This is a genomic window from Natrialba asiatica DSM 12278 (genome assembly GCF_000337555.1).
Lineage (GTDB): Archaea > Halobacteriota > Halobacteria > Halobacteriales > Natrialbaceae > Natrialba > Natrialba asiatica.
Genome location: NZ_AOIO01000013.1, coordinates 77,905 through 99,457, shown reverse-complemented (window position 1 = coordinate 99,457; position 21,553 = coordinate 77,905). Strand labels below are relative to the sequence as shown.

The 21,553-nt window shown below is 63.2% G+C and carries 23 protein-coding genes; 12 read left to right on the top strand and 11 right to left on the bottom strand.

Annotated features, from left to right (window positions below):
* Positions 1 to 118 precede the first annotated feature (118 nt).
* Together C481_RS04580 and C481_RS04575 are read right to left on the bottom strand one after the other, a co-directional pair.
* Complete coding sequence (locus tag C481_RS04580; protein WP_006107871.1) at positions 119 to 340, bottom strand: hypothetical protein; 222 nt, start codon at positions 338 to 340, stop codon at positions 119 to 121.
* Positions 341 to 454: 114 nt separating this feature from the next.
* Complete coding sequence (locus C481_RS04575; protein ID WP_006107870.1) at positions 455 to 1,129, bottom strand: CPBP family intramembrane glutamic endopeptidase; 675 nt, start codon at positions 1,127 to 1,129, stop codon at positions 455 to 457.
* Positions 1,130 to 1,303: 174 nt separating this feature from the next.
* Here C481_RS04575 and C481_RS04570 point away from each other — a divergent pair, with 174 nt between their 5' ends.
* A complete protein-coding gene (locus tag C481_RS04570) occupies positions 1,304 to 1,651 on the top strand; it encodes a nuclear transport factor 2 family protein (RefSeq protein ID WP_006107868.1) in 348 nt (115 codons plus the stop codon).
* Here C481_RS04570 and C481_RS04565 read toward each other — a convergent pair.
* On the bottom strand, positions 1,648 to 1,917 hold the full coding sequence (locus C481_RS04565; RefSeq protein ID WP_006107866.1) for a hypothetical protein: 270 nt from the start codon (positions 1,915 to 1,917) through the stop codon (positions 1,648 to 1,650). The genes C481_RS04570 and C481_RS04565 overlap by 4 nt on opposite strands.
* A 44-nt stretch (positions 1,918 to 1,961) precedes the next feature.
* On the bottom strand, positions 1,962 to 3,125 hold the full coding sequence (locus tag C481_RS04560; protein ID WP_006107865.1) for an MBL fold metallo-hydrolase: 1,164 nt from the start codon (positions 3,123 to 3,125) through the stop codon (positions 1,962 to 1,964).
* Between the two features lie 171 nt (positions 3,126 to 3,296).
* Between C481_RS04560 and C481_RS04555 the strand changes: the two genes are divergently transcribed.
* On the top strand, positions 3,297 to 4,829 hold the full coding sequence (locus C481_RS04555) for a stage II sporulation protein M (protein WP_006107863.1): 1,533 nt from the start codon (positions 3,297 to 3,299) through the stop codon (positions 4,827 to 4,829).
* Between the two features lie 111 nt (positions 4,830 to 4,940).
* Positions 4,941 to 5,141 (top strand): hypothetical protein, encoded by a 201-nt coding sequence (locus C481_RS04550; RefSeq protein WP_006107862.1) that lies wholly within the window; start codon positions 4,941 to 4,943, stop codon positions 5,139 to 5,141.
* 50 nt (positions 5,142 to 5,191) lie between these two features.
* On the opposite strand, the gene C481_RS04545 is transcribed toward C481_RS04550, so the two are convergent.
* Positions 5,192 to 6,583: an MFS transporter gene (locus C481_RS04545; RefSeq protein ID WP_006107861.1), complete on the bottom strand. Its 1,392-nt coding sequence runs from the start codon at positions 6,581 to 6,583 to the stop codon at positions 5,192 to 5,194.
* 188 nt (positions 6,584 to 6,771) lie between these two features.
* Between C481_RS04545 and C481_RS04540 the strand changes: the two genes are divergently transcribed.
* The 4 genes from C481_RS04540 (at position 6,772) to argS (ending at position 11,933) form a co-directional block, all read left to right on the top strand.
* Complete coding sequence (locus C481_RS04540; protein WP_049904438.1) at positions 6,772 to 7,731, top strand: succinylglutamate desuccinylase/aspartoacylase family protein; 960 nt, start codon at positions 6,772 to 6,774, stop codon at positions 7,729 to 7,731.
* Positions 7,732 to 7,813: 82 nt separating this feature from the next.
* Positions 7,814 to 8,926 carry a pyridoxal-phosphate dependent enzyme gene (locus C481_RS04535; RefSeq protein WP_006107858.1) on the top strand — a complete coding sequence of 371 codons (1,113 nt, stop codon included), beginning with the start codon at positions 7,814 to 7,816 and terminating at the stop codon, positions 8,924 to 8,926.
* A 217-nt stretch (positions 8,927 to 9,143) separates the two neighbouring features.
* Positions 9,144 to 9,845, top strand: coding sequence for a uridine kinase (gene udk / locus C481_RS04530; RefSeq protein ID WP_049904437.1), 702 nt, complete (start codon positions 9,144 to 9,146; stop codon positions 9,843 to 9,845).
* Positions 9,846 to 10,130: 285 nt separating this feature from the next.
* On the top strand, positions 10,131 to 11,933 hold the full coding sequence (gene argS, locus C481_RS04525) for an arginine--tRNA ligase (RefSeq protein WP_006107856.1): 1,803 nt from the start codon (positions 10,131 to 10,133) through the stop codon (positions 11,931 to 11,933).
* A 155-nt stretch (positions 11,934 to 12,088) separates the two neighbouring features.
* On the opposite strand, the gene C481_RS04520 is transcribed toward argS, so the two are convergent.
* Both C481_RS04520 and C481_RS04515 read right to left on the bottom strand, forming a co-directional pair.
* A complete protein-coding gene (locus C481_RS04520; RefSeq protein WP_006107855.1) occupies positions 12,089 to 12,613 on the bottom strand; it encodes a hypothetical protein in 525 nt (174 codons plus the stop codon).
* A gap of 355 nt (positions 12,614 to 12,968) precedes the next feature.
* Positions 12,969 to 13,871, bottom strand: coding sequence for a MinD/ParA family ATP-binding protein (locus C481_RS04515; RefSeq protein WP_006107853.1), 903 nt, complete (start codon positions 13,869 to 13,871; stop codon positions 12,969 to 12,971).
* 238 nt (positions 13,872 to 14,109) lie between these two features.
* Between C481_RS04515 and prf1 the strand changes: the two genes are divergently transcribed.
* Together prf1 and C481_RS04505 are read left to right on the top strand one after the other, a co-directional pair.
* A complete protein-coding gene (gene prf1 / locus C481_RS04510; RefSeq protein WP_006107852.1) occupies positions 14,110 to 15,369 on the top strand; it encodes a peptide chain release factor aRF-1 in 1,260 nt (419 codons plus the stop codon).
* Positions 15,370 to 15,532: 163 nt separating this feature from the next.
* On the top strand, positions 15,533 to 16,321 hold the full coding sequence (locus tag C481_RS04505; protein ID WP_006107850.1) for a helix-turn-helix transcriptional regulator: 789 nt from the start codon (positions 15,533 to 15,535) through the stop codon (positions 16,319 to 16,321).
* Positions 16,322 to 16,362: 41 nt separating this feature from the next.
* Here C481_RS04505 and C481_RS04500 read toward each other — a convergent pair whose 3' ends face one another.
* A complete protein-coding gene (locus C481_RS04500) occupies positions 16,363 to 16,614 on the bottom strand; it encodes a hypothetical protein (RefSeq protein WP_006107849.1) in 252 nt (83 codons plus the stop codon).
* Positions 16,615 to 16,941: 327 nt separating this feature from the next.
* Between C481_RS04500 and C481_RS04495 the strand changes: the two genes are divergently transcribed.
* Positions 16,942 to 17,829 carry a hypothetical protein gene (locus C481_RS04495; RefSeq protein ID WP_006107848.1) on the top strand — a complete coding sequence of 296 codons (888 nt, stop codon included), beginning with the start codon at positions 16,942 to 16,944 and terminating at the stop codon, positions 17,827 to 17,829.
* A gap of 84 nt (positions 17,830 to 17,913) precedes the next feature.
* On the opposite strand, the gene C481_RS04490 is transcribed toward C481_RS04495, so the two are convergent.
* From C481_RS04490 to C481_RS04480, 3 genes are all read right to left on the bottom strand, one after another.
* The gene (locus C481_RS04490) at positions 17,914 to 18,255 is read right to left on the bottom strand and encodes a DUF7577 domain-containing protein (RefSeq protein ID WP_006107846.1); all 342 of its coding nucleotides are present in this window, start codon (positions 18,253 to 18,255) and stop codon (positions 17,914 to 17,916) included.
* 100 nt (positions 18,256 to 18,355) lie between these two features.
* Positions 18,356 to 19,255, bottom strand: a complete 900-nt coding sequence (locus tag C481_RS04485) for an acyltransferase (RefSeq protein ID WP_006107845.1) — start codon at positions 19,253 to 19,255, stop codon at positions 18,356 to 18,358.
* Between the two features lie 133 nt (positions 19,256 to 19,388).
* Complete coding sequence (locus tag C481_RS04480; RefSeq protein ID WP_006107843.1) at positions 19,389 to 19,598, bottom strand: hypothetical protein; 210 nt, start codon at positions 19,596 to 19,598, stop codon at positions 19,389 to 19,391.
* Between the two features lie 215 nt (positions 19,599 to 19,813).
* Here C481_RS04480 and C481_RS04475 point away from each other — a divergent pair, with 215 nt between their 5' ends.
* Together C481_RS04475 and C481_RS04470 are read left to right on the top strand one after the other, a co-directional pair.
* The gene (locus C481_RS04475) at positions 19,814 to 20,152 is read left to right on the top strand and encodes a DUF6176 family protein (protein WP_006107841.1); all 339 of its coding nucleotides are present in this window, start codon (positions 19,814 to 19,816) and stop codon (positions 20,150 to 20,152) included.
* Between the two features lie 220 nt (positions 20,153 to 20,372).
* Positions 20,373 to 21,479 (top strand): aldo/keto reductase, encoded by a 1,107-nt coding sequence (locus C481_RS04470; protein ID WP_006107840.1) that lies wholly within the window; start codon positions 20,373 to 20,375, stop codon positions 21,477 to 21,479.
* The last annotated feature ends 74 nt before the right edge of the window (positions 21,480 to 21,553 follow it).

Here is a 21,553-nt window from a genome sequence, read left to right as displayed (position 1 = left end):
AACGTTCGCTGAACGTCGTTTTGGTATACTATCTGATGGTATCGTCTTTCGCAGGAGAACGTAGCCGAGTTTGGGATTCGGAGATTCCTGCGAGAAGTGCGGGACGTAGTCGTCGCGTTCACTCTTCGGTCGTCTGATGTAACCCGAATACGCACTCCAAACTGAACATGACGAGTGCCATCGTGAGAGCCTGAATAAGGGCGAACTCGGCACCCAACAGTAGATTGACGGCGAGAACGCCGGTGCCTGCCGACAGCCCTAAGAAGGCCGCATACGACGCGCGAGAGAGCCCCTTCGCCCATTCATCAGCGCGATTGTAGAGCCCCTTCACAGCGTTCATATTAACGATAGGTTTGACACCGGAAAATATGTTACGGGAGGACACGCACGTGCCGAATCAATCGCCTTGGTTTGAGGCGGAATTCTAAATGAGAAAATCAGATCGGCGAGGCGGTTAGGCGTAGAACTGGCCAAGGGCCGCAAAGACCCAGACGAGGACGTGTGCGCCGGCAACGGGAACGAGCGTCCGCCGACGGAGGTAAACCACGGTGAGAACAGCGGCAACCAGTGCGGTCTGAAGGAGGTTTCCCAGCGGCCAACTCATAGCGTGTGCAACCGTGAACATGATCCACGTGATCCCGCCGGCGACAAGCGAACTCTCCGTGTACGCGAGCAGTCGCTCGATGGGGTATCCTCGGTACAGAATCTCCTCGACGATCCCGACCGTCACGGACTGAGCGAGCGCCATGCCGATCCCGACACCTGCTCCCATCGTGCCAACACCCTCACTCACCGGTAGGCCCAACGCCTCGATGAACGGTGGCGTCACGATGTATACGAACAGGATGCTGACGCTCGTCACGAGGATGTATCCGAGATCGACGAGGGCTGGTCGCCGGAACCCGAGGTCGGGCAACGAGAGGCCCTCGCCGCTCACGGCGATCCCGATAACGGTGAGAGCCAGTGCCCAGTAGATTCCGATAGTAACGACCGGCGTGATCTCTGTATTAGTCGCTCGTAGCAGGATAACAACCAGCGGTAATCCAAAGAGGGCGAGGGCCAGATTCCCGATTGTGAGCGTCGGGAGGCGAGTCACGGCGACCACAGAGCGGTATCCGTTTTCCTCCATGTTCGCATATTGACAACACACTTGATTAAATTTTTGATATATTGAAAGTCTACCGTTGTACCGTTGTACTACCCACGAGTTCAGGGCCCGCCTGCAACCGAAGCCGGTCACAACTGCCGGCACCACTACCGCAGGCGCGCATCCTTTTTACGGTCGAGCCGAAAGCAGCCAGCTATGGACGCCACCGGTCTCGTTCGACGCTACTACGACGCGCTCGACGCCCACGACTACGGCGAACTCGAGGCGGTGCTCGCTCCCGAGTTCACCCAGCGCCGTCCCGACCGCGCCTTCGAGAGCCGGGCGGCGTTCGTCGCGTTCATGCGCGATGAGCGGCCGAACCCGGATACGACGCACGAACTGGAGGCGGTGATTGCGACCGAGAGCGGGGACGGCGACGGTGCGACGGTCGCCGTCCGCGGACGGGTCCGCGATGCCTCGACAGTTCTGTTCGAGTTCGCGGATTTCTTCGCGGTCGATGAAGGCACAGCACGGATCGAACGTCTCGAGACGTATTCGCGCTAACGTGGCCTGAGCCGGTTTCGGGTGAAACCCATTTTAAGCGCCCGTTCGACCCCGAGTCCGAGCGCGACGACGGCACCCGAGAGCACGAGGAACAGGCCGACGATCTGGGCGAGTTCGCTCGTCGTCGCGTTCGCGAAGACCACCAAAACGGCGGTGATCACGCCGCCCAGGAAAACGAGCGGGATAGCGAACCAACGAATTACGGGATGCTCGTCGAGAAACTGCCGGAATCGGTGGCGTCGATCTGACACGCTCTGTGATACCATAAGACACACGGAGAAATGACAGTACAAAAACTCATACTTTCGTCTCACGCCGAACAGTTGTTCGGACCGAGTTCGAGTTCGACTCTGTCCTCGGGAGCCAGTTCCAGTTCGCCGCGGTTGCGGTCGATGATCTCCTCGTAGTTCGCGGGTTCCTCGCCGGCGTCGGCCATGCGATCGACGAACGCCTCCTCGTCCATCGCGAGCAGGTCGATACCGGTTCGCGCGTCGCGGACGGTCGTCGCGATCGGGTCGCCGGGCGCGCCGTGTTCGAACTCGCCGTCCGACGTGACGGTGACGTGGCCCGGCAGGACGACGACACCCTCGGGCTCCGCGAGGATGGTTCGATGGAGCGTTTCGTAGAGCATCCGTGCGCCTTCCTCGCCCTCGTCCTGATTGAACTCGAGTTCGGTTCGCCCCGTCGAGTCGACGTGTAACGTGTCGGCGGTCAACAGCGCGGCGTCGTCGACGAGGAGGTTGATCATCTCGCTCGTGTGACCGGGCGCGGCGAGGGCCTTGAGTTCCCGCTCGCCGACGGGAAGCACCTCGTTGCGCTCGAGTCCCGTGAAGTCGAACTCGACATCGCGTTCGTCGGCTCTCGCGCCGAGGTAGTAGGGTACGTCGAGGCTGTCCGCGAGGTCGCGGCCGCCCGAAACGTGGTCCGCGTGGACGTGCGTGTCGATCACGCCGACGATTGAGAGGTCGGCCTCTTCGGCTGCGACCTCGAACTCGTCGACGTCCGCGGTCGGGTCGACGACCACGGCCTCGCCGGTCTCCGCACACCCGACGAGGTAGCCGAGACAGCCCTTCGCCCGGCGCTGCAGTTGGACGATCGTCAGTTCGCGCTCGTCGAGTTCGAATTCGAGTTCAGCGCCGAGGTCGACGTGGTCGTAGACGCCGCTCCAGCCTTTCATGCCGCCGTCGACCGTCTGGACGTCGTATTCGTCGGTGGCCGACTCGAGTTCGGTCGCGAAGTTCCCCGAGGAGAGGCCCTTCGCGCAGATGGTGATCACCCGCTCGGCGTCGCCGACCGTCTCCTCGAACTCCGAGAGCCGGCCGTCGAGTGATTCGTCGAGCCCGAACGGGAAGTTGATCGCGCCGGGAGCGTGCCAGGCCTCGTAGCTGTCCTCGGGTCGCGTATCGACGAGGGTGAACTCGGCACCTTCGTCCCGGAGTTCTGCGAGCCGATCGGCGGAGAGTGTGGTGACCATAGCGACTCGTACGGTCGCAAGTGACGTAAGTTTCGCCGCGCAGGTGCCACGATGCCGGAAACTGGTCGATCGGACCCGTCCGATGACGTTGTCCGTCCGAGCGGGAAACCGAAAAAGAGGCTCCGTGCTATCGATAGGTTCGTTTAACTGATACAGGTTCGAAGGCAGGGTATGTCTCTTTCCGATGCCGTCGGTGCAGTCGTGTCGGTGTTCCGGCGTCGTCCGTCGGATCTCCTCCCGCTGTACCTGCTCGGGGCCGCGGCTCCGGCCGTCGTCCGCGTCGTCCCGATGGCCGCACTCCTGATCGGGGTGCTCTACCTCGCGGGAACCAGCCGACTCGACTCGCTGTTGAATAGCCTGCAGGAGATGAATCTTGGACCGCCGCCGAGCGACCCGGAATCCGCGGCGTTCGAGGCCTGGGCGAGCCAGTTCGAGCCGCTCGTCGACCTCCTCGTGACGCCGGCGACGATCGCCCTCCTCATCGTGGCGGTTTTCGTCAGTCTGGTCGTCGTGGCGCTGCTGTACGCCATCACTTCGGCGGCACAGCTCGGGGCCTGTTACGGTCGCGTTCGCGACGAACGCGGACTCATCGCCGGTATCGCCGGCGCGCGCCGCTACTGGCTGCGCATTCTCGGGCTGTTCATCCTCGAGTTCATCCTGTGGGTTGTCGTGGCCCTCGGCGTCGGAATCGGGACGGTCGTCGCGACGGGTGCGGTTGCGGTGGCGACGGATGCAACGGCGCTCGGCGTTCCAGTCGTCCTCCTGGGCGGGCTGGTCACGATCGCGCTGCTCGCACTCGTTCGCGCGCTGTTTGCGTTCGCCCCGGTCGCCGTCGTCGTCGACGACGCGGGCGTTTTCGGCTCGCTTTCGAAGACGGCGGGATTCATCCGGTCGGAACCGATCGGCGCGCTGTTCTACTACGCCCTCGCCGTCGGCTCGCTCATCGCGCTGTCGACCGTTTCGGGCGTCCTGTTTCGCGTCGACGTCGTCACGTTCCCCTCGCTGGTGACGATGCTCGTCCTGCTACCGGCGTTCGACTTGCTGAAGACCGCCCTCTACGTCGGGTACCGGGGCCGGCTCACGCCGCCCGCCGCGCCGGACCGATCGGTTCCGTCACAACTCCGCGCCGGTCTGGGCCGCGGCTGGCACGAGATGACCGCGTACGTTCGCCACACGCCGCTCCTCCAACTCACGGTCGTCGCACTCGCCGTCGCGAGCTTCTGGGTCGGCTGGCGGGCCGGTGCCCCCCTCGCCGATTTCGGCGTCGAAACCTCGATCGCCGCCCGTCTCCAGGGCCACCTCCCGCCCGCCGCGGCCCTCGAGTTCTTCGCCAACAACTGGCTGGTCGCGATCACGACCGCCTTCGGCGGCCTCGCGCTGGTGCTCCCGACGATCGCCTCGCTCGTGTTCAACGGCGTCTACATGGGATTCTACGCCCAGACCGAGACCGAACTCGCCGATCTCGTGACGTTCGTCCTCCCGCACGGCATCTTCGAGATTCCGGCGATCTTCATCGCCTCCGCGGTCGGCATCTCGCTCGGACTGACCGGCTGGCGCGCGTTCCGCGGACGAACCGGCCGCGTCGCGTTCGCCGACGAACTCGAGCGGGCGTTCTGGGTTCTCATCGGCGTGGGACTCCTCCTCGCGATTGCGGCCGTGATCGAGGGCTTCGTGAGTCCGTACTACTACGACCTGCTCCTCTAGGCTCGGCTCTCGATCCTCCGACTGCCGGCTCGGTCCCGACTGATCGTTCTCGCCGCTACACGGCCGTTTTCGAGGGAACTATTATATGACACGGTGGCGATAGGTTTTCCCATGGTCCTCGCACTCGGAGCCCTGGTCGAAACCCGATCCGACCTCATCACGACGCTCGGCGTCCTCGTCGCCCTCATCGCCGTCGTCGGCACACAAGTCCTCGGCTGGGAGTGGGGCTCGACCGAACTCGTGCCGACGGTAATCGGCGTCGCTGCGGCGGTGATCGCCGTCTCATACGCCGTGTATCGTCGCTCGCGCTGAGTTACTCCACGAAATGGTCGAGGCGGCGGACGGGCCGCCTCCGCTCTCAGTCAGGCGCGATTTGGCCGGTACGCATCGAACTCTTTGCCGAATATCAGGAAGTACGCGGTGCCGATCAGTCCGATAATTGTCGCGATGGTGAACGCGAGCACCGGATCGCCGGTGAGGACCGCGTCACCGGTTAGCGGGTCATCGAAACCGTCCCAGAGCAGCCCGCCGAGCGCCGCGCTCGGAATGACGATCAGGTTCCGCAACAGGTAGTACGCACCGGTTACCCGGCCGCCGGCACCCGTTTCGGCCGGACCGACGATGAGCGCTTTGTGGGCGGGCAATCCGGCAAAGCGCAGCCCCGAGAACGCGAAGAGAATCGCGAGAACGGCGGCGTTGGCCGGTGCACTGATGAGCAGCACGGGGAAGACGGCGTACACCGCGAACCCGAGCACGACGACCGGCTTGAGCCCGATTCGTTCGGCCGCCTTGGCCGCCGGCACCATCACCAGCAACGCGACGAGCATCTCGATCCCGAGAAGGATGCCGAAGTACGACTGCGGCGAGAGTTCAACCGTCCCGGCCACGGGTAGCGAGAGCGTGAGCCCGACCTCTCGAAACCGGGTCACGACGATGACGAAGAAGACGTAGACCATGCCGTTGGCGAAGCGGACGAGCGTATCCCCGATCAGCAACGGGCGGAGTTCGGCGGGCATTTCTCGCAGGTCGGTGACGAGTTGGGAGGCGCCCTCGAACTCCGTGCCGAAGCCGTCCTCGTCGGCCTCGTAGAGGAGGTGCTGGACGATCGTGCCGAGGACGCCGAAGACGACGGCGACGACGAGGATGAACTGGAACGCGAGTCGCACCTCGCCGTCGGTCGAACCGAACGGAAGGAACAGCGCGGCGGCGAGCAGCGGGCCGACGAGAAAGGCCGTTCGGCGAAACGTTTCCGTGCTCGCGAAGCCGGCCGCGAGTCGCGAGGGTGCGACGGCCTGTTTGACGATCGCGAAGGAGGCGCCGAGGCCGAAGGATTTCCAGGCCTGCGAGAAGATCAGCCCGACGAAGACAGCGAGGATTCCGAGCGAGGTCGGCCCAACGGCGACATCCATCGCCAGCGGCGCGGCGAGCCAGACCGCAAAGCCGAGCGTCGAACAGAGCCCGAACGCGGTGAGGGCGTACCGCGAGCCGATCCGGTCCGAAATCGCGCCGCCGGGATAGGGGTAGACGGCGCTGATGATATTGCCGAACGTCCCGAACAGGCCAACGACGAACGCGGTCCCGCCGAGAGCGAACATGTACTCGCCCATGTACCGGCTCGTCATCTGAAAGCCGAGACTGAACGCGAACATCGCGACCGAGAGCACGAGCACGTCCCGTTCGAGCGCGAAGAACTGTCGAAAGGCGTCGAACGGGTCGGCCTCGTCCGTCTCGGAACGATCTTGCTCGAGGCTCATACTCGGATATGTCCGGTGCAGTGGCTTTTGTGTTTGTATCAGATGAGTGCCACGACGTTCCGGGATGACTATCGAACGGCCAGTTGCCCGAGCGGTTCCGAACGATCACTTCGCGCTCGATCCGCGAACTGGACGGAAATTCGATGTCGAAGGACAGTATAAAGACGAACCGGTCCGTCGTCGGGAATATGACGACGACGCTCGGAACGGCGAGTGCAGGCCCCGGTGAGATCGACACGGGCCGTCTCGAGGTGGGTGAAACTCGAGATGGCAGCCCGTTCGGCCTCCCTGTCGCCGTCATCAACGGCGAGCAACCGGGACAGACGCTCTACATGCAGGCGGTGAGTGACGGCGACGAACTCAACGGCGTCGGCGTACTTCAGCGGGCCGTCCCCCAGCTCGATCCGACGACGCTGTCCGGGACGATCCTGATCGTCGGCATCGTCAACTACCACGCGTTCCAGGTCGCCGAACACCGGAACCCGATCGACGACACGAAGATGAACCGGGCCTATCCCGGCACCGAGACCGGCACCTCGAGCGAACGCATTGCCGCCGCGACCTTCGACATCGCGACCCAGGCCGACCTCATCCTCGATCTCCACCAGGGCTCGACCAGTCGCATGCTCGACGAGGTCCGCGTCCGCTGCGGAAAACGCCACCGCCTCCACGACGACTGTCTCGAACTCGCGAAAGCCTTCGGGTGCGGCTACGTCTTGGACCAGAAGGGACCGGACGGGCAACTCGCCCGCGCCGCTCCCGACGAGGGCATTCCGACGATCGATCCCGAACTCGGCGGCTGCGTCGGCTGGGACGAAACGAGTATTCAGAAAGGCGTCGAAGGCGTCTTCAACGTCCTCGCTTACTACGACTTCATCGACGGCACGACCGAACTCGAGCGCCAGACCCGCGCCAACGGTTTCGAACAGTACGGCTCGCCCAACGGCGGCCTCGTCAGCTTCGAGAAAGACCTCGGCGAGCAAGTCGCATCCGGCGACGTGCTCTTCGAGATCACGACGCCCTTCGGCGAACCGAAGGCGACCGTCACCGCCGACAGCGACGGCATCCTCTGGCGAACTCGCCGCCTTCCGCAGGTCGCGACCGGCGAGTACGTCTGCTCCGTCGGTACCGACATCGACTCCTACTGAGACTGCTCGAAACACCATCACCGATACTGACACCCCACCGACACGACACTACGACACGCTAACACTACCACCGACACAGACTATGCCAACCGATCTCATCTGCCCCGCATGCGAGACGACGTATCAAGCCGGTCCGGACGAACCGTGGCGCTGTCAGTGTGGCCACGCACTCGAGTTCAGCGAGCGTCCACACCCCGAAGGCGACCCGCTTTCGCTGTCCCAGCTCGACACGAGCGACGGCCTCTGGACGTTCTTCGAGTTCCTCCCGATCGAACCGCACGTGACCTTCCACGAGGGCTTTACGCCGCTGGTCGACGACGACGAGTGGAACGCCCAGTTCAAACTCGAGTACGTCTTTCCGACCGGGTCATTCAAGGACCGCGGCGCGACGACGACGCTCTCTCGCGCAGTCGAACTCGGCGTCGACAAAATCGTCGAGGACTCTTCGGGAAACGCCGGGGCCGCGATCGCGACCTACGCGGCGCGAGCCGGCATCGAGGCGGACATCTACGTGCCGGCGGGGGTCAAGCAGTCGAAGTTGATGACGATTCAGCGGGCCGACGCGCGTCCGGTTCGGATCGAGGGGAGCAGACAGGACGTGACCGATGCCTGTATCGACGCGGTCGAATCCGGCGACGGCTGGTACGCGAGCCACGCCTGGAACCCGGCCTTTTACGCGGGCACGATGACCTTTGCGTTCGAGGTTGCGGCCCAGCGCGAGTGGACCGTCCCCGATGCGGTCGTTCTGCCGGTCGGCCACGGGACGCTCCTGCTCGGTGCCCATCGGGGCTTTTCGTTGCTGAACGAGGCCGGCATCGTCGACGAGATGCCCCGATTGCTCGGCGCGCAGGCGGCGGGCCACGCGCCCATCGTCGAGGCGCTCGGCGGCGATCCGGCCGGCGAGGGCGACGAGGGGGAGGGCGACACCGACATCGCCGACGGCATCCAGATCGAACTCCCGGCGCGCAAGGACCAGATAATCGAGGCGATCACGGAAACGGGGGGCGAGGTCATCGCCCTCGGCGACGATCCGATCGAGGCCGCGCTCGACCGCCTCCACCGCAACGGCTTCTACGTCGAACCGACGAGCGCCGTCGCCCCCGCCGCCCTCCAGCAGTACCGCGAGGACGGCACGCTCGCCCCGGACGACGACGTCGTCGTTCCGCTGACCGGCAGCGGGTTGAAGACGCTTTGAGCGGCCCTTGCAGCGTGGCGTCTTCAGGTCCAGGCCCGTCGTTGAACTCGTTTCCGCCGCCCCGGAGTACGGTCTTCGTTTCTGACAGCATCGGTCTTTGCGAGCACTGTTTCGATCTTCGATCGCACTCCCAGCGCGATCGCCCGCCATAGACGCGACGGAGACACGACGAGTGCAGATCATCGGATTAATGTCGCCAACCGACCTGGATCGGACGATGAGTATTCCGTCGTTCGCCATCGGCATCGCCGGCGGGACGGGTGCCGGCAAGACCACCGTCTCGCGGACGGTCGCCGAAACCGTCGGCGAGGCCGTCACCCGGATTCCGCTCGACAACTACTACGAGGACCTTTCTCACCTCAACTACGAGGAGCGCGCGAGCGTCAACTACGACCACCCGAACGCCTTCGAGTGGGAACTGCTTCGGGAGCAACTGAACTCGTTGCTCATGGGCCAGTCCATCGAGATGCCCCAGTACGACTTCGAGCGCCACGTTCGGATGGACGAGTGCATCCACGTCGAGCCCTCCGACGTGATCGTTCTCGAAGGTATCCTCTCCCTGCACGACGAGGCTATCCTCGAGATGCTCGACCTGCGCGTCTACGTGATGACCGACGCCGACGTGCGTATCCTTCGGCGCATCGAGCGCGACGTGGTCGAGCGCGACCGCGACCTGGAGGGCGTCATCGACCAGTACCTGGGGACGGTCAAACCGATGCACGAGCAGTTCGTCGAACCGACGAAGAAGAACGCGGACGTGATCATCCCCGAGGGCGCGAATCGGATGGCCGTCGACCTGCTCATCGAGAAGGTGCAGGCCGAACTGAGCGGCGAGCGCGTCGGACCCGAGGACGAACCGGGTCGCGATGAGGCGGGTGAACTCGAACTCCCCCTCTCGGTCGCCGACTCGTCGGAGTAGACTGAACTCGCCCATCACTCCGTTCTCTCGGTTGCCGTCTCCGTTTTCCGTTCTCTCGGTCCCGTTTCGCCGTTCCTCACGCAATCGCCGATCTGTGCGCCGATTCGATCCGGCCGTGACAACGACGAGCATCGAGGACTCAGTTACGCGCTGCCCGTCGAATCTGCTGCAGTAGTCGCTGAAACGAACGCCGGTTTGCCCTATCGCACAATCGTCGAACTCGGGCGATCCGAACCGGCGACGAAACCCGACATTCCTTTACTTGCCCCCTGAATACGGGCGGGTATGTTCCTTGCCCTACGCGAAGAGGTCGAGGGTGCACTCGAGTCCGCGCTCGCCGAACTCGAGTTCCCCACGGACGACCTCGGGATCGAAGAACCGCCGGAAGACGTCGAGAGCGTGCTCGCTTCGAGCGTCGCGTTCCGACTCGCCGGCGAGGCCGGGGCGGCCCCGCCGCAGGTCGCCGCGCAACTGGCGGACGAGATCGACAGCGACGAACTACACTACGTCGCCGCGGTGCAGACCCAGGGGCCGTACCTGAATTTCCTGCCGAGCGACGCCTACCTCGCCGAGACCCTCGAGACCGCGATCGAGGCCGATTACGGCCACCTCGCGGATCGCGAGGAGTCCGTCATCGTCGAGCACACGAGCGCCAACCCGACCGGCCCCGTCCACGTCGGACGCGCGCGGAACCCGATCATCGGCGACGCCGTCGCTAACCTGCTCGCCGCCGCCGGCTACGACGTCGACCGCCACTACTACGTCAACGACGCCGGCCGCCAGATCGCGACGTTCACCTGGGCCTACGAGACCTTCGACGAGGAGGACCTCGAGACCGAACCCGAACGCGACCGCATCGAGTACGACCTCGTGCGCTACTACCGCATCGGGAACGCGTTCCTCGAAGACGGACCCGAGGACGAGGTCGAAGCAGCGGAAGCCGAAATCGAGGCCATCATGCAGGGGCTCGAGGAAGGCGACGAAGAGGCCTACGAGCGCGTCAGCGAGGTCGTCGACCAGGTACTCGGCGGCATGAAAGAGTGCCTCGAACGCCTGCCCGCCGAATTCGACGAGTTCGTCAAGGAGACGCGGTTCATGCGCAGCGGCGACACCGACGAACTCGTCGACCGCCTACAGGAATTCGACGAGGCTGTCTACGAGGACGACGCCTGGCAGCTCGAACTCGACGAGTACGGCATCGACAAGAACCTCGTCTTCCTGCGCTCCGATGGCACCACCCTCTACACGACCCGCGACCTCGCCCATCACGAGTGGAAGTTCGACAACTACGATCGCGCCGTGACCGTCCTCGGCGAGGACCACAAGCTGCAGGCCGACCAACTCCGACAGACCCTCGAACTGCTTGGCAACGATACCGACCAGCTGGATAACGTCATCTTCTCGTGGGTCAATCTCCCCGGCGGACTCGGGATGTCTACCCGCGAGGGCACCGGCGTCGACTTGGACGACCTGCTCGACGAGGCGATCGACCGCGCCCGCCAGGAAGTCGAGGACCGCCTCGACGACCGCATTCGCGACGACGAGCTGACCGCTGACGACGTCGAGCGAATCGCCCACCAGGTCGGAATCGGTGCCGTGCGCTACGACATCGTCTCGAAGCAGGCAACGAAGGCGATCACCTTCGAATGGGACCAAGCACTCGATTTCGAGGCCCAATCCGCACCCTACGTCCAGTACGTCCACGCCCGCTGCTGTGGCATCCTGGCGGAAGCCGGCTTCGACCCCGCGGAACCGCTCGCCGCCGACGGCCAGCGCGCTGAACTCGATCTCGACGCGCTCGACGCCGACCTGCTCGACACGCCCGCGGAACAGGCGCTGCTCGAGGCGATCGCGCGTTTCCCGTCCGTCATCGACGAAGCGGCAGCCGACCTCGAACCCCACCAGATCGCGACCTACACGCGCGAGTTCGCCGATCGGTTCAACGCCTTCTACCGAGAGTGCCCGGTGCTCGCGGACGACGTCGATCCCGCGGTTCGCGAGACGCGGCTGGCGCTCGTCGCGGCTTCGAAGCACACGATGGCGAACGCGCTGTCGATCCTCGGTGTCGCTGCGCCGCGGTCGATGTAGCGCGGCGTCGCAGCTTCCAGTTCCGCTTTGGGGTCACACTCGATCGTGCCAGCCGCGCCGGTCAGCATCGGTCACGCTCGAGTCGAGTCGAGTTGCGGTGTGGGTGTCTCTCGTCGCCCCACACGCACGTCCGACAGAATAGCGGGTGTCCGCGGTCAGTCCGCCGACGCGCGGATCCTGTCTGCCAATTCTTCGCGCGAAATTTCGTCCGCGAGGTAGTCGAAGACCCACTGGACATCGACGTACAGCCCGACAACTCGGCTGCCCTCGTATTCGAGGACCCACTCGACGGTATCGATCTCGTCTTTGAACGTATCGGGGTCGACGATCGCGGTCGCGAGGTCTTCGGCCACGCTCTCGATTTCCGCGTAGAGTTCTTCGGTCTCGGTGACCTGGGTGCTCACGAGGATATTGACCGTCCCGCCGCTTCGGTTGATCTCCATGACGGACAGCTTGTCGCTGCTGAGATCGAATCCGTCCTTGTCGAAACCGGGGACGTCGTCGGAATCGGAGTCCGAGTCCGGATCGGAATCCGACGACCCGTTGCCGCCGGTTCCGGAACCGCCGTCGTCGGAACTGCCGTCGTCGGAGTTCGGTTCGTCTGTTTCGCTACTCGAACAGCCTGCGAGTACGGTTGCGAGTGCGGCGCCACTGCCGAGGAGGATTTTTCGTCGCTCCATACACGAGCCATCGAGAACGGGTAGAATTAGTAATTAGCTCGTACCGTTTCTCTAGCTGAAAAATCGATTTTGCGGGGATCTGAATTTGTAGAACACCGGGTAGAGCGTTTTTATGCCCGCATAAGGGCGTATCCAGAAGTTCACGAGACCGAATCAGTCAGTTCCAAACACAGTCGTAAAACGACAACAGTCCTTTCGCGACTGTAGTCATTGAATCCAACAGAACGACGCTGTTGGCGGCGATTTCAGCTGTTCAGGCGGTGCCTACCGACCGAAATATCCCAGATGACTGTGTCGATGGGCGCGGTGCGTAGCGAAATGCGAGTTCAGCGGACGACGTGCGTTCGGCCGTTCGTTAGTGATCCGATTCGGCTTCCGTGATCGCGCTCGAGATGTCATCGGTGGCGGTCGTCTCGGCGGTGCTCCCGGAGTCGTCCCCGTCCTCGTTTTCCGTCGCATCCGTGTGTTCGGCGGTGGCCGTATCGGTGTCGGTGGATTCGGGTTCGCCGGGTTCGCCTGTCGTGTCCGCCTCGTCGTCTTCGTCGAGTTCGATGCCGGCGAGTTCAGCGGCGAGGTGTCGGTAGGCCGTCGCGGCGGGGCCGTTCGGTTCGTAGGCGACGAGGGGGGTGCCGGCGTAGACGCTCTCGCGGGCGGCGCTGTCCTCGGGGATGGTTTCGAGCAGTGGGAGGTCGAGTCGGTCGGCGAGGTCGGGGTGGGAGATGTCGCTGCCGGGATGGGTTCGGGTGAGGACGAGTCCGGCGACGGTGCCGCCGGCGCGGGCGGTGAGCTCGATCGTCTTCCGCGAATCCTGGATTGCGGCGGGTTCGGGCGTGGAGACGAGCACGACGGCGTCTGCGAGCCCGAGGGGGAGGATGGTTTCGTGGCTGATGCCGGCGCCGACGTCGAGGAGGACGTAGTCGTACGTCGACCGGAGTTCGGAGACGACGTCGCGCAAGCCCTCCGGCGAGGTCTCCGCGTACTCGTCCAAGCCGATGCCGCTCGGGACGGCGACGATGTTCTCCGCCAGTCGATAGGTTGCGTCCTCGACTGGTTCGTTGCCGGCCAGTACGTCGTGGAGTGTCGTCGAGTCGGGTGTGAGGCTGACGAATCCGGCCAGATTCGCCATGCCGAGGTCGACATCGACGATGGCGACGCGCTTGCCCGCCTGTGCGAGCGCGGTTCCCAGATTGACCGTCGTCGTCGTTTTCCCGACGCCGCCTTTCCCGCTCGCGATGGAATATACCGTCTCGTGAGACATATTCGATTACTGTCCGGACAGTGGAACGGGAACACCTTAAATCGTCACCACAGCGGACCGCCCCTGACTCCCGTCGAATCCACAGCGATCCGTCCTCGACTCCCGTCGAAGTCACAACAGCCTATCACGACTCGCCATCGAATCAGCGTTGTATAGCGGCGTGTTTCCCGGTACTGTCCCGCATACGGCCGGGTGCGTGTCAAAGAATACTTACCCGCAGCTCCGCTTTGTATGGATAATGAGCCAGGAGGGAGAACAGGAGCAATCCGACCGGAAGAAATACGAGTTCCGGAAGGTCATCGAGGATCTCAAGGATTACGATGGCTCCGGGACACAACTCGTCACGATCTATATCCCCGACGATAGACAGATCAGTGACGTCGTTCAGCACGTCACGCAGGAACACAGCGAGGCGGCGAACATCAAGTCCAAGCAGACTCGAACGGCCGTTCAGGACGCGCTGACGAGCATTAAGGACCGCCTTCGGTACTTCGATACGTTCCCGCCGGAAAACGGCGTCGTCTTGTTCTCCGGGGCGGTCGACTCCGGCGGCGGACAGACCGAGATGGTCACTCGCGTCCTCGAGAGTCCGCCGCAACCGATCGAGTCGTTCCGCTATCACTGCGACTCTGATTTCCTCACGGAGCCGCTAGAGGAGATGCTCGCGGACAAGGGCCTCTACGGCCTGATCGTCCTCGACCGACGCGAGGCGAACGTCGGCTGGCTGCGCGGCAAGCGCGTCGAACCGGTCAAGTCCGCCTCCTCGCTCGTCCCCGGCAAGCAGCGAAAGGGTGGTCAGTCAGCCCAGCGATTCGCCCGCCTGCGCCTCGAAGCGATCGACAACTTCTACCAGGAAGTCGCCGGAATGGGAAACGACCTGTTCGTCCCCAAGCGCCACGAACTCGACGGCATTCTCGTCGGCGGACCCTCGCCGACGAAAGACGAGTTCTTGGACGGCGATTACCTCCATCACGAGATCCAGGACAACGTGATCGGCAAGTTCGACGTGGCCTACACCGACGAGTCGGGACTGTACGACCTCGTCGACAACGCGGAGGACGCGCTGGCCGACGCCGAGGTGATGAAGGACAAAAAGCAGATGGAAGAGTTCTTCGAGGAACTCAACGCGGGCGACCTCGCTACCTACGGGTTCGACCAGACGCGACAAAATCTGATGATGGGGGCGGTCGACCGACTGCTGATCAGCGAGGATCTGCGAAAGGACGTCATCACCTACGAGTGCGGGGAGTGTGGCAACACCGACCGCGAGGTGATCGACCGGCGCAAGGCCACCCCCGAGCACACCTGTAGCGAGTGCGGAACCGATATCGGGGCGACCGAGGAGGACCGCGAAGACGCGATCGACCACCTTATCGAAATCGCCGAGCAGCGCGGTACCGAGACCAAGTTCATCTCGACCGACTTCGAGAAGGGCGAGCAGTTGTACAACGCGTTCGGCGGCTTCGCCGGCATCCTCCGGTACTCGACCGGCGTGTAAATCTCTCCTTTCTCCCTCACCCCGTCCTTCCGTTTGCGACTGCGTTTGTCTCTTCGGTCGCCTCGGTGGACGCGAACCCGGCACACGTTCGTCGCATTGGCAACGTTCGTAACGGCCAGTACGCTCTTGGCTCCCGAGCGGGAGAACGCAAACGTCGTTTTCGATGCACCAGTCGAACCCGACCGACGATGTCGTTCGGACGGTCATTCGCCGAACGGAGCTACTCGCGGCGCTCGCCGAGCAGCCACAGTACAAACGCGACCTCGTCGAGACGCTCGCGTGTTCCCGTTCGACGATCGACCGTGCGATTCGTGAACTCGAGGGACTCGAGTTCATCGCGCGGACGGAGGCGGGGTATCAGTTGACGGCTGGGGGACGGCTGGCGCTGTCGGAGTACCAGCGGGTGGAGCAGGCGTTTACGGCGATCGAGGAGAATGGGAGTCTGCTGCGGTACGTGCCGGCGGGAGCACCGCTGTCGACGACGTTGCTGGACGACGCACGGACGTACGAGGTAAAGCCACACGCGCCGATCGAACCGCTTCAGGAACTGGTTTCGCGCTTCGAGGCGGCGACTCGGGTTCGAGGGTTTGCCGCGGCGGAGCGGATTCCGGCGACGCGAATGCGCTTGTACGAGCGAACTGTCGAAGAGGACCTCACTGTTGAGGCGATTTTCACCGAGGATCTCGCGGAGTTTCTGTTCGCGGAGTATCCCGAGCAGGTGCGCAGTTCTGCGACGGAGGGGGCGTTCGACATGTACGCGATCGAGTCGATTCCGTACGAATTGACGCTTATCGAGCAATCGGATGCACAGCGCGTGTTCGTCTTCGTGTTGAACGAACGGACGGAGATACAGGGGGTGATCAGCAACGATACGCGGGCGGCGTTCGAGTGGGGTGAGTCCGTCTTTCGGAAGGTGCGTTCGGCTGCGAGATCGGTGTCACCGCCCGAGTGATGGCACCCGTCTGAGGGCGGTCAGTAGTCGATAGCACGCGTTCAAAGCGTCCCGCGAAGTCGAACGGCGTCGTCGGTGATCTCCTCGATGCTGCCCTCGTCGAGGGGGTGGGCGCTCTCGGTTATATTGCCCCAGCCGAGTTTCGACTTGATGGTTTTCGTGACCGTCGGCTCGGGATCAACGTAGCCGCGCCCGTCCTCGACGGCGACGATTCGGCCGACTTCCGTCCCGTCGATATTCAACACTCGTTTTCCCTTGTCGGCGGCCGTGAGCGTGTGAGCGTCCTGAGTCATAGCAGTGAGCAGTGAAGTGCCGGGTCGGGGCGTCAGTAGCGGATACGGCAAGTGACAGCGCACTGTCGCCCCGGCGTTCGCGGCCCGTCACCACAGAGGGAAACGAGGGCAATAAATCGCACAAACCGTCATGCTGGCCCACTGAACCGTTATACTGCAACGCGACAGTAAGTAGTGATTACCGGACGGAGGCTGGCGTGTACCCACCGCCTACGCTCGCTCGCCATCGAGCGAACCGTTCGGTTGCGATGGTAATCAGTCCCTTCTCTCGTCGATACGAACACAACGGAAGCGTTATGGCGCTAGTCCCGTATTACTATTCGATCGATGGACGAGTCCCCGTTTTGTCCCGAATCGGTCGACGACCCGCGGATTACCGGGCAATTCTGCCGGCGCGTCTCCGGCCCGGCCGGTGACTGCTACCTCCTCGGCGTCGTTCACGACCACCCCGCGAGTATCAACCGCGTCATGCGCGTCGCCGACGCGGTCGATCCCGCCGTGCTCGCACTCGAACTCCCGCCGGCAGCCCTTCCGCTGTACCGCGTCTACGCCCGCGACGGCGACTCGAGTGCGTCCGCTACGCGTACCGCGCCCGCGACGGATACCGACCCCGCCCGCTCGACCGACACGGCGCAGACGACCCACCCGACACACACCCCGCCAGCACACGGCGGCGAAATGAGCGCCGCAATCTCCGCCACCGACGCTGAACTCGTCGGAATCGACGCCCCGAACTGGTCGTTCTTGCGGCGACTCGCGACGCGTCTCGTTGCTGACCGCGTCTCGGCTGGAACGGCCCGTCGCCTCCTTTCGAGCCTCGGCGGTGCGACGCGAGATGCACTGCGCTGTCGCGTCGCGGCAACGCTGACACACGCCACCTCGATGACGATCACGCGAGGCGACCAGATCGAATACGACTGCGACTTCGATGACCCGCCGGAAACGCAGGCCGCTCACGAGCGCGCTCACGTCGCGAGTGTCCAGGCACTTCTCGGAAGCGTCCAGACGGACGATAGTGCGCTCGCCTACCGAGACGAGACTCGCGAGCGCTGTATGATCGACCGACTGACGGAAATCCGCGCGGAGAACGACGGCGCCGTCCTCGCTATCGTCGGTATCGACCACCTCGAAAGGCTGGCTACTGCGCTCTCGGCCAACGAGGCTGCGACTACCGAGACGAGCAACCGCACCGACTCGTCGCCGCTATCACCGTAATCGCGCTCGCTTCTGACCGTCATCACGCTTGTTTCTAACCGAGGTCGGAATCCCGACGACCGTCCGTGTCCGCAGGTACACGTGTTACCGCCGTAACGTCGTCACACAGTTCCAGCAGTACGTATACGTCTGATCGGCTACGTTCTGCGCCCCACAGTGAGGACACCGCATCGTTTCCCCGTCGAGTTCGCGACCCGTGTTGCGAGCCGATGGGTCGCCGGCGTCGCTGGCATCTCCGGATTCGTCAGTGTTCCCGGTATACCGATCGGCGTGGCGCGAGGCGTGTGAGGGGCCGCGGTTGGGGTCGGCAAGCGAGGGTGATCTCGCCTCGTCACCGTCTGCACGACGTACATAGACGTAGTACAATAGCAGATGGAGGAGGGCAAACACGATCACGTATCCGATGAGCCAGCCCCAGCGTTCCATCACCGTGACATAGGTTCTCAAGGCACTTGGATATTCCCTGATTCACCAGTAGCTGATGGTCCCGTCGAACGGACGGTCCCGATTCGGTACCGATCACGAGTCAGTTTTGGGACCGCAGGTCGCGGCGAAACTCATCGAAGACCTCGAGTTCGTCGGGGACCGAGTAGGGGAGGTGACGCTCGTCCTGACGGTTGACGCCGGCCTCGTCGATGGGGGTGGCGACTGACTCCCAGCCGGGTTTGATTTTGACGCTCGTCGCAGGCATGCCGACGGCGATGTGGTGGGCGGGCACGTCGTGTTGGACGACGCCACGGGCACCGACGATGGCGTTTTCGCCGACCTTGTTACCGGCGCGGACCATCGAGTCGTAGGTGAGACGCACGTCGTCTTCGACGATCGTGTGGTAGTTTCGGACCTCCGTTTGGTCGACGACATCGTGATCGTGGCTGTAAATATGAACGCCGTCGGAAATCGAGACGCGGTCGCCGATGGTTAACTTCCCGCGGTCGTCCAGATGAACGTCGTCGTGAACGATCGTGTTGTCGCCGATGGTGATGTTGTGGCCGTAGGTGAACGAGATACCCTTGAAGAACCGGCAGTTCTCCCCACACTCTTCGAAGAGGTGGTCCGCGAGCATCCGCCGAAACCGCAGCGCGAACTCGACGTTGTCCGCGATCGGCAGGCTATCGAACTGCCGCCAGAGCCACTGGAGGTGCTTCGAACGCCGAAACAGGTCTTCGTCTTTCTCGGCGTAGTACTCGCTCTCCAGGGTCGTGTTGCAGGGATCGTAGCTCTGCAGTCGAACCCGTTCTGCTGCCGAAACCGGTTCGCCTGCTTGCCAGCGATCGTAGGCCTCGCGATCACCGGACAGATCGATCAGTACGTCCTCGACGACCGAACACGTGCTCTCGTCGCTTGCAAGCCGTCGGTCGACCTCGTCGATGAACTCGCGCATGCCCGCCTCCGCCTCGTCGGGAAGCGAGACGTACCGCTTTGTCATACACCGGGATATTGTCCGCGGAGTTGATAGGGGTTCGGTTGTGCCGCTGAATCTGCCGAGATCGTCGCCCTACTGGCGCTTTCCATTGGATATTAGTGTAGCGAAATCGGCGGTCGGTTTCAACGAAACGCGACTACTCATCAGTACCGTGCCACTCCGCAAACAGTAGTGCCGGGAGCGAAATCGTACCGATTAGCAGCAATGCTGTGACGACGACCGTTCCCAGAGTGACCCGGTGCGGACTGATCTCGAGCTGGATCGCCGCAAGCGGCAGGAGCACGACGACGGCGAGGACGACGCCGAGCAGCCATCGCCCGGTCGTCGTCCGACAGATACCGACCATACGTAAACGTCTCAGTGACAATACAAGAGCAATTCGACTCGCCGCTCGGGTAGCACAGACGGTTCGATCAGTTGATCACCGTCATCACGGAGTCATGGAACGGTTTGCGTACTCGTCCGTGCTATCGAACAAATCGCTCAGTACAGAACGGGTATGTACGGAAGCCGAGGAAACCTTTCGACAGCGTTAATCATGTTGTAGGGGGACATACAGCGATGACGGAAGTCACCCTCGCTCGTGCTCGTATCGAGGACGGGAAAACAGACCGACTGCGCTCGTGGTTCACGGAATTACACGAACGCGAGCCCGAAGTCAGAGAGACACTCCAGCACGAAGGAGTCTACACAGAGACAGCGTTCATCCTGTCGTCTGACGATACAGCGTATCTCTACGTGTATATGGAGGCCGAAGACCTGGAAAAGGCGGACGAAGCTGGTGATAAAGAGAAGCACGTCATCGACGAAGAACACCACGAGATGTTGCGAGACACTCTAACCGGTGACTGGGAGACACTGGAGACGATCGGTCACTTTACAAACCCCTCCCTTCGTTGACCTGATCGCGACTGAGCCGTCAGCACGCTTATTTGTCTGCTAATTCAGCGGAACACGAGCGGAACGAATCTTTGAGACGAGTTCAGGTCACGTTCCACCGTCGCGCCAAACCATCGCCGAATCCACCAGCATGACCGAACAATAGCAACCCCGAACGAGTTCGGATTCCGCGCTCGCACGTTCCGTACCCCATAAGTTCCCTCGCTACGAAGGCCCGAACATGCAGCACAGTGAACTCGGTGACTCCGGTGTCGAGGTGAGCGAAGTCGGGTTCGGTGCGTGGACCGTCGGCACCGACTGGTGGGGCGATCGTTCCGAGGAAGAGGCGATCGAGATGCTCCGGTACGCCGTCGATCAGGGCATCACCTACGTCGACACGGGCGACGTCTACGGCCACGGCCGCAGCGAAGAACTGGTCGGAAAGGCGCTGGCCGACGTTCGCGACGAAGTCACGATCGCAACCAAAGTCGGCTACGACTTCTACAACAATCCGCAGGCCGGACACGGCGAGATCCCGAAGCAGATGAATCCCGAGTACCTCCGGGACGCCGTCGAGCAGAGCCTCGATCGGCTCGGAATGAACTCGATCGACGTCCTCCAACTCCACAACGCCAACGTCGACGAGATCACGCCCGACGTGCTCGAACTCCTCGATGAACTCGAAGAGGAAGGAAAGATCGACGCCACGGGACTGGCGCTTGGCCCCTCGATCGGCTGGCTCGCCGAGGGGGACTTCGCCATCGAAAAGGAGTTCGACTCCGTCCAGTTGGTGTGGAACGTGCTCGAACAGGAAGTCGGCACCCACTTCCTCGAGACGATTGAGCGTACCGGCTCCCAGACGAGTCTCATCCCGCGAGTCCCGCACTCCTCCGGCATCCTCAACGAGCAGGTCACACCAGAAACCGAACTCGGCGAGGGCGACCATCGCGGCTTCCGTCCCGACGAGTGGTACGAAACCGGGTGGGAGAAACTCGAGAAACTGCGCTTCCTCGAACGCGCGGAGCGTGGCTCCGCGAGCGAAGCGAGCGGAGAGCAGCGAGACGGAAGCGACCGCGAGCGGACGATGGGCCAGGCGTCGATCGCGTGGCTCCTCTCACACGACGCCGTTGCGACCGTCACGCCAACGTTTCGGACGACCGACGACATCGACGAATGGGCGGCGGCGAGTGACGTACCGAAACTCTCGGCCGAGGAACTGGATCGCGTCGCTGAACTCTACGAGAACGACTTCGGAATCGACCGCGACGACGGCATGGACTCCCTTCGTACGTCGGTCGACGGTGCTGACATCGAGTCGGCCGGACTGGACAAGCTTGCGGCTGACTGATACGGACTGCTGGTAGTCGGTGCCGGCGCACCCGCGACTATCCTGCAGATTCGCGGGAAATCGGTGCAGCAGAC